Consider the following 9,039-nt stretch of genomic DNA (forward strand, 5'->3'; position numbering starts at 1 on the left):
CTGGCCGTGGCCTTTCGCAACATCCAACCGCCCGACGTGCCCCGGACCCTGCGGCACACGCGTCGCGATCAGCAGTCCCAGGTTGATCGCGTGAATGTCATGGTCGACTTCGATGGTGACGGCACGACCGGTTACGATTTCACGGTGGACATTTCGGGTAGCGTGATCGACGAGGTCATCACCAACGAGAAGCATTTCGACAAGGACTGGGATGGCGATTGGCAGCATGCCGTGAGCCGGGATGCACATGGCTGGAGTGTTGAAATCCTGATCCCCTGGTATATCGCGCCCATGCGCCGGGCTACGGGGGCAAAGCGGACCATCGGCCTGTACCTGGATCGCGTGGTCGGATCCACCGGGGAGCGCATGTCCTGGCCCACGGCCAGCTACCAACGAGCGCGATTCGTGTCCGATTTCCGCAAGGTAGTTTTGCCGGCCTATACCCAGTCCCTGCTTGCGGCGACCCCCTATGTATCGACAGTGCAGGATCGTGTGACCGGTCGCACGCGCTTCAAGACCGGTGCGAACCTGTTCTGGAAACCCAACGGCCAGACCCAGCTGACCGCCACGGTGAATCCGGATTTTGGCCAGGTGGAAAGCGACAACCTGGTGGTCAATTTTGGCGCCCAGGAAACCTATTTCAGCGACAAGCGGCCGTTTTTCACGGAAAACCAGGGCATCTTCGACTTCAGCCTGCTGAGCGACAACAGCCAATTGGTCTACACGCGTCGCGTGGGTGGAGTCGCCGATAACGGCAGCGGTCCGGCAAGCATCAGCGGGGCCCTGAAACTCAACGGCAGCGTTGGGCGCACGCGGTACGGCATCCTTTCGGCACAGGAAGCGGGCCCGTACGGTCGAACCTTTGATGCCTTGCGGCTCACACGCCAGTTTGACAACCAGCTCCTGGGCGCCCTGGTGACACGGGTCGATCATCCATTCCTGGACCGAACCGCCACGGTCCTCGGCGTGAACCAGCGCTGGCAACCGAACGACAAGCTCACGGTCACCAGCAATTTCGTGGGCGACAACATCGTCCAGCACGGCCAGCTCTCGCAAGGCACCGGAGCCACCACCATGGTGCAGTACGAGATGAATCCGCAATGGAGTCAGCAATGGGTGGCCATGCATTTCGGAAGCCATCTGGATATCAATGATTTCGGCTACCTTCAGCGCAATAACCTCGACTACGTGCATTGGCAGCTGCGTCGCAACGTCACGGATCTTTCCAGTGACTCGATGGATTCTTCCCGCCAGTGGGAGTGGCGGCTCACGGCCGCCAACAACGATCAGGGTCTGGCATTGCAGCGCCAGTTTCGCGTGACCCTGAATGCCAATCGTAGGGACGGTGGCTCGGATTATGCCCATCTGGACGTGGATGCCCCGGGTCACGACGATCTGCTGACGCGCGGCAACGGTGCCCTGCGTACCGCATCCAGCATGTCGCTGTACGTCAAGCACGAGCGTCCACGCAAAGGCGCATGGGCATGGAAAATCAGTGGCTACTTGAGCGGCAACAAGCTCGATGGGCTGCGTCACGTGGAGTACAATCTCGATTTGCGTCCCACGCTCTACCTCAGCGACATGCTGAGCGTGTCGACCGGCGTCTCCTATGATTACCAGCCGAACTGGCTGATCTGGCAGCATGATAATCTCGTGGGTTCATTCGACGGTCGAACGCTGCAGATGGATGCCACCATGGACTGGTATTTTGATCGGCGACAGGCCTTTCGCATACGCTTGCAGGCTCTGGGCATCAGTGCGCGGGAACTTGCGGCCTATCGTGTAAATGCCCTCATGCGTGCGTCACCCAGCAACGATGCAATCGACAGCTTCAGCGTGCGCAACCTGGGGTTCCAGATCCGTTATCGCTATCGCCTGGCACCCTTGTCCAATCTGTATGTGGTCTATGTCCGCGGAGGCTACGCACAGGACCCCGTGCTGCGTTCTGCAGCCACCCAGTTCCGGCAGAGTTTCCATCTGCGCCAGAGCGACCAGTTCCTGATCAAGCTGGCCTATCGTTTCCAGATCTGATCTCGTCCGGATGGGGCAGTCATGAACCACGATGTTCGGCCACAGCCGCCCGAAAAACCGTTGCCTTCCGACTGCTGCGGTGGCGGTTGCATACCGTGCATCCTGGATGTTCACGAAGATGAGCTCGAGGCTTATTGGCACAGTCTCGAGCAATGGCTGGCCCGAAACCCGCCCGAATCGCAGCTGGATGCGGAGGCACCCTCAGCCGGTGTGGAGCGCATGGTGCTCGATACCAATGTCGTACTGGATCTTCTGATATTCAGGGATGCAGGTTGCGAGATTCTCATGGCGCAGTTGCAACAGGGCGCATGCCGGGCAATCACGCGCTCCGATTGCAGAGACGAATTCATCCGCGTGCTGCAGTATCCGCAATTGGCCCTTGCCGTGAATCGACGCGTCCAGGCCCTCGAGGCCTTTGATGCACTACATGATGTTGTCCCGCCGATGCACGACGCCCCCGGGGCAGGGCCCGGGCTGCCGCAATGCAGCGACCCTGATGACCAGAAATTCCTGGAAGTGGCCTCTGCAGCTGGCGTCGATACGCTTCTCAGCAAGGACAAGGCGGTATTGAAGGTCGCCCGGGGCATGCGTCGAGCCGTGAACATCGAGGTCCTGTCGCCCCAGGCATGGAAAGCGCGCCATGCCAATCGTTAGGCCGGGTTGCGCGCCCATGCTGCGCAACCCGGCCTGGACGAGGAGACGGTTCAGAGTTTGTTGTACAACGCCATGACGTCCTTGCGCAGCGCGGCCTGGCTATCCCGCCGGGTGTAGAACATATGGCCTCCCGGGTACTCGCGTACCTTGACCCGGTCCTTGCCGCCCATGACCGGCATCTGGTCGACGATGAGGACGGACCCCATGAATGGGCAGGACAGGTCGTTCCAGCCGTGGGCAATGAGCACGTGAAGGTTCGGGTCGTTGGCAACGGCCTCACGCAACTGGGCCACCGATCCCGAGCGTGCATCCGCATCCTCGTGCCAGAGCTTGTTCACATGGTAACTGAGCGCGTAGTAGCGACCGTCATACTTCCAGCCGACAGTCTGGGTGATGAAGTTGACCATGGCGGTGGTGGTTGGTGCGATGATGGCATTGAGCAACGGGTCGTTGCTGCGCTGCTGTGGTGACAGCGGGAATGGGTCCCAGGCGCTGACGTTGGAGTCATAGACGCTGCCGATGCGGCCCTGCGCGCGGTGGACTTCGCGCAGGTAGGCGGCAGTGTCGATGCGGCCCCCCGAATAGCGCACGAAGGTCGGGTCCAGGCCGGTCATTCTGGTCACGCGCTGGATCATCCGGTCGCGTTCGGCGGGATTGCTGTTTCCCAACATCAAGGCATGTGCATATTCACCGCGGGTGTAGGCGATCACTTTCTGCATGGCGGCGGAGGTGAGCTTGCCTTCGCGTTCCAGGTGCGCAGCTGTGATCGAGGGCAGGGTGAGCATCCAGGGCAGCGGCGACACCTCTCCGTTTTCATACGAGGCCGGGTCCAGGTAGGGCGAAATCAGTACCACTCCATTCATCGCAACGCCCAGCCGGGTCTGCAGGTATTCAGTGATACGCGGGCCACGGAAACCACCATAGCTTTCGCCGACCAGGTACTTTCGCGAGGTCATGCGACCATTCCGGACGAGCCAGTCGTAGATGATGCGCGACAGGTAATGGATGTCGGCATCGGTGCTGTAGAAATCCTTGGTGGCCTGCTTGTCATCCTCCCGCGCACGGCTGTAACCGGTGCCGACCGGATCAATGAACACCAGGTCGGTGAAGTCCAGCCAGGTACCTGGATTGTCGTGCAAGGTGGCCGGGTCCGAGGGGCTGTCGCCGGCATCACCAAAGTTCACTTTCTTCGGGCCGATCGCGCCGAGGTTGAGAAAGACCGAAGAGGCGCCTGGACCGCCGTTGACCGCGAAGGTCACTGGACGCTTGTGCCCCGGCACGGTATAGGCGGTGTACATGACGTTGGCGATGACCTTGCCCGCGTGGTCGCGTACGGGAAGGCTGCCCACCGTGACGGTGTATTTGAGGGTCTTGCCGGCGACATGTGTCACCTGTGCGACATGGGCCTTGGCGGGGAAGGGCTGCAGGAGCATGCCGTTGGAATCGGCCTTGGCGTCTTTGGCCGCCAGCAGGGCCGGAGCGGACAATAACGAAAACAGCAGTGTCGACAACAGCACACCGGCGATGCTACGCATGCGCATGATGGATTCCCCTTGGGTGGACGCGATGAACGGCTAAGATAGCCCGGAGTGCAGCATGACGGCACGTGCTGGAAGTCTTGGTCCGGATATCGTTTTAACTCAGGCCTTTCCCGGATTTGCAGTATTCTTTTGCTGGATCACACGCGCCGTAGCGACAGACAGGAAGCGAATCGGGCATGCCCAAGCCAACACCCCTGCGCAGGATCTTCATCATCGGCTGCCCGCGTTCCGGAACGACAGTGGTCCAGTCGCTGCTGGCATCCCTGCCCAATGTGATGTCCATGGGCGAGACCAATTACCTGCTGTGCATGCTCGGGAACTTCAATGCGTGGCTCAACAACCCGGCCGCGGTCGAGTCCAAGTGGCGCAAACGATTGGCACTCGCGCGGGCGAGTTCGCGCCGTGACCTCCAGGATTGCCTTGACCAGGCCTTCGGTGGCAGCAACCTTGCACCGCGTCTGCGCAGGCGCATGACCGGTCGGGGATATATCGATGAACTGCGCCGTGTGCTCGATGCCGAGGCGATCCGCAGGAATTGCACGTGCTGGGTCGAGAAGACACCCGATCACCTGGCCTACCTGTCGATTCTGGAAAAGCAGATCCCCGACGCACACTTCCTGCACATGGTCCGGAGTGGCCCGGACGTCATCGCTTCAGCCATCGAAGGCCAGATCCGGTTCAGCGAACACGAGGTGTTCCTCGGATCCATTCCCTACTGGGTCAAGCGATGGAATCGAGCCACGCAGGTGCACTTGCAGTACGCGGGCAGGCCCCGGCACACGGTGCTGCCCTATGCCTGCCTGTTCACGGCGACCGCACAGGTTCAGGAGCTGCTGAGGGATCTGTCCGGAGCCTCGGCCACGGCGTTGGGCTCGGCCTCCGGACAGCTGGACCACATCGTTGATTTAGCCGATGAACCCTGGAAAAAGGGGTCCATCGACGAGACTCTGCGGCCACCGCAGCGCAAGTTCGAAGGGTTGTTCGGGCCATGCATGCGCCAATGGCTGAATGACCATCTGACCGGATACGCCGAGGTCATTGCAACGCTGGCCGAACGACAACCCACGATGCCCTGGGTGGCCAGTGCCGCCGAGGGCGTGCCGGTCGACAGCCCCAAGATTCGAGCATCCCTCGGGACACACAAGGCTTGATCAGTCCTCCTTGCCGAAGGCCTTCATCAGTGGTTTGATCAGGTCCAGCGGCAACGGGAAGGCGATGGTGGTGGCCTTGCCGTTGCTGGCAATGTCGGCCATGGTCTGCAGGTAACGCAGTTGCAGTGCCTGCGGCTGCTGGGCCAGCATGGCAGCGGCGTCGCGCAGCTTTTCTGCGGCCTGCATCTCGCCCTCTGCGTGGATCACCTTGGCCCGACGCTCGCGTTCGGCCTCGGCCTGACGGGCGATGGCACGAATCATGGTCTCGTTGAGATCGACGTCCTTGATTTCCACATCCGTGATCTTGATGCCCCAGGGATCAGTGGCCTCATCAAGGATCTGCTGCAGGGTCTTGTTGATCGACTCACGCTCGGACAGGATCTCGTCCAGTTCGTGCTGCCCCAGTACCGAGCGCAGACGTGTCTGCGCCAGCTGGCTGGTGGCCTGGTAGAAATCGGCCACCTGCAGCACCGCCTTGTCCGATTCCAGAATGCGGTAATAGACCACCGCGTTGACGCGCACCGAGACATTGTCACGCGAGATCACGTCCTGTGGTGGTACGTCCATGACCCCGATCCGCAGGTCCACGCGCGTCATGCTTTGCACGAACGGAATCATGATGATCAGGCCCGGCCCCTTGGTACCGGTGTAACGGCCCAGGGTGAGCATCACGCCACGCTGGTATTCAGGCAGCACCTTGATCGATGAGATCAACAGCACGACCACGAAAACAATGATGATTCCTGCCAGTCCAAACATGTTCTTCTCCTTGGAGTGTTTTCACTCGTGCCGCGATTCGGCATCCACCCACAGTACCAGCCCGTCACGACGACGTGCGCGTACTCGGGTTCCGGCGGGCAGGGGTTGTTTGATTTCACTGCGCACGCGCCAGCGTTCGCCGTTGATACGTGCCCAGGACTCGGATTCCGGAGCCAGTGCCTCGAGAAGTTCGCCGCCATGATCCAACAGTTGGTGGTCGCCGTTGAAGCTGCGCGTACGCCGCGCACGCATCACCAGCAAGAGCAGTGCAGCCAGCGTGCCGATGCCACAAAGGGCCAGGCCCGTGATCATCCCCAGACTGATGCCGAATCCGGTCTCTCCTGTCTTGAACAGCATGATTGACCCCACGGTGAACGCCACCACACCACCAAGGCCGATCACGCCCAGGGTGGGCATGATGACCTCGGCGATAACCAGCCCGACACCCAGCGCCATCAGCGCCAGCCCTGCATAGTCTACCGGCAGCAATTGCAGTGCATACAGTCCGATCAGCAGGCAGATCGCGCCGGCAATGCCGGGTAGCATGGCCCCCGGATGAAAGGCCTCCAGAACGAGTCCGAAAATGCCGGCAAGCAGCAGCAGGTAGGCAATGGTCGGGTTGGTGATGATCGCCAGGAAACGGGTCCGCCAGCCCGGGGCATAGTCACGCACCTCGAGTCCTGCCAGGTGAAGGACTTGTTCATGTCCTTTGATACGGATACGGCGTCCGTCGATCTGGCGCAGCAGCGAGGCTGTGTCGGGTGCGATCAGGTCAACGACATGCTTGTCCAGCGCCTCGCTTGCGGTCAGGGTGGCCGCTCCGCGCACGGCCTTTGCGGCCCAGTCGGCGTTGCGTCCGCGCAATTGGGCCAGGGAGCGGATGTAGGCAATGGCGTCATTCAGCACCTTGTGCGCTTCAGCATCTCCATGAGTCGCGTTGTCCGCGGCTTTTTCAGCCTGCGCAGTGGATGTGGCGGCAGCGGGCTTCGCCAACGATGAAGGCATCGGCGTGCTGCCACCAATCGAAACCGGCGTGGCCGCGCCCAGGTGCGTGGCCGGCGCCATGGCCGCGACATGACAGGCATAGAGGATGTAGGTTCCAGCCGAGGCGGCGCGGGCGCCTCCCGGTGAGACGTAGCCGATCACGGGAATTCTGGATGCGAGGATGTCGCTGATGATCTTCCGCATCGATCCGGACAAGCCCCCGGGCGTGTCCAGTCGCAGCACGATACCCCGGGCGCCTTCGCGCTGAGCCCGAGCGGAAGCCTGCTGGACATACTCCGCAGCTGCAGGGCCAATGGGGCCGTCTAGATCGATCTGCGCCACGAAGCCCCCGGACTTCGGCGTTACGCTTGATGCATGCGCCAGCAGGGTAGCGGCAAGAAGCAAGGAAAGGCCGGCCAGAGCGCAGGTTTGAAGGATCGATCGCATGGTCATCCTTGTCCTCCTCGAAGACCTGTCCCGTGCACCGCCTGCATTGTATCCCCAATTGAATGCATGAACCGCGCATAGGCTGCCCGCGTAGAATGACGTGTTGATGGAATCAGGATGTACTTCCCATGAGTGCAGGCAGTTCGACACTGTCCAACGACCCACCCGTGATGGCCCTGGCCCACGCCCTGGGCCAGGGCAGTCCGGCTTTGCCCGCGTCCGGCCGGGTGCTGTTTCTTCGTGCCCGTGGTCTGGAGATCTGGCGGACACTGGCGGGTCCCGGATGGTCTTTCGTACAGCCTTTCAAACCCTATGCCGATGCACTGGAACAGGCCGGCATGGCCTTGTCCACGGAGAAATCCAATGTGCGTTTTCCCATGGCACTGGTCCTTCCGCCACGCCAGCGTGAGGAGGCCCGTGCTCTTTTTGCACGCGCGCTGGATCAACTGGAACCCGGTGGCACCATCGTGGCCGCGATGCCCAATGCCGGGGGGGCACGAGGCGGCGCGCATGACCTTGAACGCCTTGCGGGCCCCCTGCAGCATCTTTCCAAGCACAAGTGTCGAGTGTTCTGGACCTGTCCCGAAACCCTGGATATTGATCAGGAACTGTTGCACGAATGGCGGCACCTGGATGCGCCACGTCCGATCCTGGACGGGCGCTTCGAGAGCCAGCCGGGCCTTTTTGCCTGGGACCGGATCGACACGGCGTCCGCATTGCTGGCCGCGCATCTGCCCATGGACATCCAGGGGCGGGTCGCCGACTTGGGAGCGGGTTGGGGCTACCTTTCGGCGGAAATCGTGCGCCGCTGTCCCCGCGTGAACGCACTGGACCTGTACGAAGCCGATCAACGTGCGCTGCCGCTGGCACGTCGCAACGTCGAGCGCGTGATCAAGGCAACGGGACGGACGCTGGAGCTCGCGCTGCACTGGAACGATGTTGAACGCGGATTGAAGTCGGGGTATCACGTCGTGGTCAGCAATCACCCTTTCCATGTGGATCGTGCAGACCGCCCGGAGCTTGGCCAGGCTTTCATACGCGCGGCCGCGAGCGCCTTGAAGCCTGGCGGCCGCCTGCTGATGGTGGCCAACCGGCACTTGCCCTATGAATCCACCTTGCATGAATGCTTCAACACCTCCCGCGTGCTGGTCGAGGCCAGGGGCTTCAAGGTGATCGAAGCGATCCGAGGAGACCGGCCATGAAACTGTTGCGCCTGATTGCCAATCTTGGCTATGGCAGCCGCAAGGAGGTCAGGGGGCTGTTCCGTGAAGGACGCATCACCGATGCGAACGGCGATGTGCTGTATGCCGATGACATTCGCGGGCATGACGATATACGTGTCGATGGGGAGCTGCTGGATCCACCACAGGGAATCGTGATCATGATGCACAAGCCGTTGGGCGTGGTCTGTTCACACAAGGGTGAAGGTGAGCGCGTCTACGATCTTCTGCCCGAGCGCTTCACGCGACGGC

General features: G+C 61.5%; 7 protein-coding genes and 1 pseudogene. 5 read left to right on the forward strand and 3 right to left on the reverse strand.

Going from position 1 to position 9,039, the window contains the following annotated elements; genetic code table 11:
- Both PF446_RS07920 and PF446_RS07925 read left to right on the forward strand, forming a co-directional pair.
- The coding region (locus PF446_RS07920) for a DUF5916 domain-containing protein (RefSeq protein ID WP_298070856.1) at positions 1-2,031 on the forward strand (2,031 nt) is incomplete at its 5' end.
- Positions 2,032-2,052: 21 nt separating this feature from the next.
- Positions 2,053-2,685, forward strand: coding sequence for a putative toxin-antitoxin system toxin component, PIN family (locus PF446_RS07925; protein WP_298070857.1), 633 nt, complete (start codon positions 2,053-2,055; stop codon positions 2,683-2,685).
- 50 nt (positions 2,686-2,735) lie between these two features.
- On the opposite strand, the gene PF446_RS07930 is transcribed toward PF446_RS07925, so the two are convergent.
- Positions 2,736-4,220: a peptidase S10 gene (locus tag PF446_RS07930; RefSeq protein ID WP_298070863.1), complete on the reverse strand. Its 1,485-nt coding sequence runs from the start codon at positions 4,218-4,220 to the stop codon at positions 2,736-2,738.
- Between the two features lie 182 nt (positions 4,221-4,402).
- Between PF446_RS07930 and PF446_RS07935 the strand changes: the two genes are divergently transcribed.
- Positions 4,403-5,377: a sulfotransferase gene (locus PF446_RS07935; RefSeq protein WP_298070859.1), complete on the forward strand. Its 975-nt coding sequence runs from the start codon at positions 4,403-4,405 to the stop codon at positions 5,375-5,377.
- On the opposite strand, the gene PF446_RS07940 is transcribed toward PF446_RS07935, so the two are convergent.
- Together PF446_RS07940 and PF446_RS07945 are read right to left on the reverse strand one after the other, a co-directional pair.
- Complete coding sequence (locus tag PF446_RS07940) at positions 5,378-6,136, reverse strand: slipin family protein (RefSeq protein WP_298070860.1); 759 nt, start codon at positions 6,134-6,136, stop codon at positions 5,378-5,380.
- A gap of 21 nt (positions 6,137-6,157) precedes the next feature.
- Entirely contained in the window at positions 6,158-7,567 is a 1,410-nt protein-coding gene (locus PF446_RS07945) for a nodulation protein NfeD (protein WP_298070862.1), read from the reverse strand.
- A 128-nt stretch (positions 7,568-7,695) separates the two neighbouring features.
- Between PF446_RS07945 and PF446_RS07950 the strand changes: the two genes are divergently transcribed.
- A complete protein-coding gene (locus tag PF446_RS07950; RefSeq protein ID WP_343224665.1) occupies positions 7,696-8,769 on the forward strand; it encodes a class I SAM-dependent methyltransferase in 1,074 nt (357 codons plus the stop codon).
- Positions 8,766-9,039: pseudogene (locus PF446_RS07955) on the forward strand (16S rRNA pseudouridine(516) synthase); the annotation flags it as partial. The gene PF446_RS07950 and the pseudogene PF446_RS07955, both read left to right, overlap by 4 nt.

The sequence above is a fragment of the Oleiagrimonas sp. genome, from assembly GCF_027858935.1.
GTDB lineage: Bacteria > Pseudomonadota > Gammaproteobacteria > Xanthomonadales > Rhodanobacteraceae > Oleiagrimonas.

What these genes read in the sequence shown, in the direction of transcription:
- PF446_RS07925 (WP_298070857.1), top strand. Translation starts at nt 2,053, where the DNA reads ATGAACCACGATGTTCGGCCACAGCCGCCCGAAAAACCGTTGCCTTCC.
- PF446_RS07930 (WP_298070863.1), bottom strand. Translation starts at nt 4,220, where the DNA reads ATGCGTAGCATCGCCGGTGTGCTGTTGTCGACACTGCTGTTTTCGTTA.
- PF446_RS07935 (WP_298070859.1), top strand. Translation starts at nt 4,403, where the DNA reads ATGCCCAAGCCAACACCCCTGCGCAGGATCTTCATCATCGGCTGCCCG.
- PF446_RS07940 (WP_298070860.1), bottom strand. Translation starts at nt 6,136, where the DNA reads ATGTTTGGACTGGCAGGAATCATCATTGTTTTCGTGGTCGTGCTGTTG.
- PF446_RS07945 (WP_298070862.1), bottom strand. Translation starts at nt 7,567, where the DNA reads ATGCGATCGATCCTTCAAACCTGCGCTCTGGCCGGCCTTTCCTTGCTT.
- PF446_RS07950 (WP_343224665.1), top strand. Translation starts at nt 7,696, where the DNA reads ATGAGTGCAGGCAGTTCGACACTGTCCAACGACCCACCCGTGATGGCC.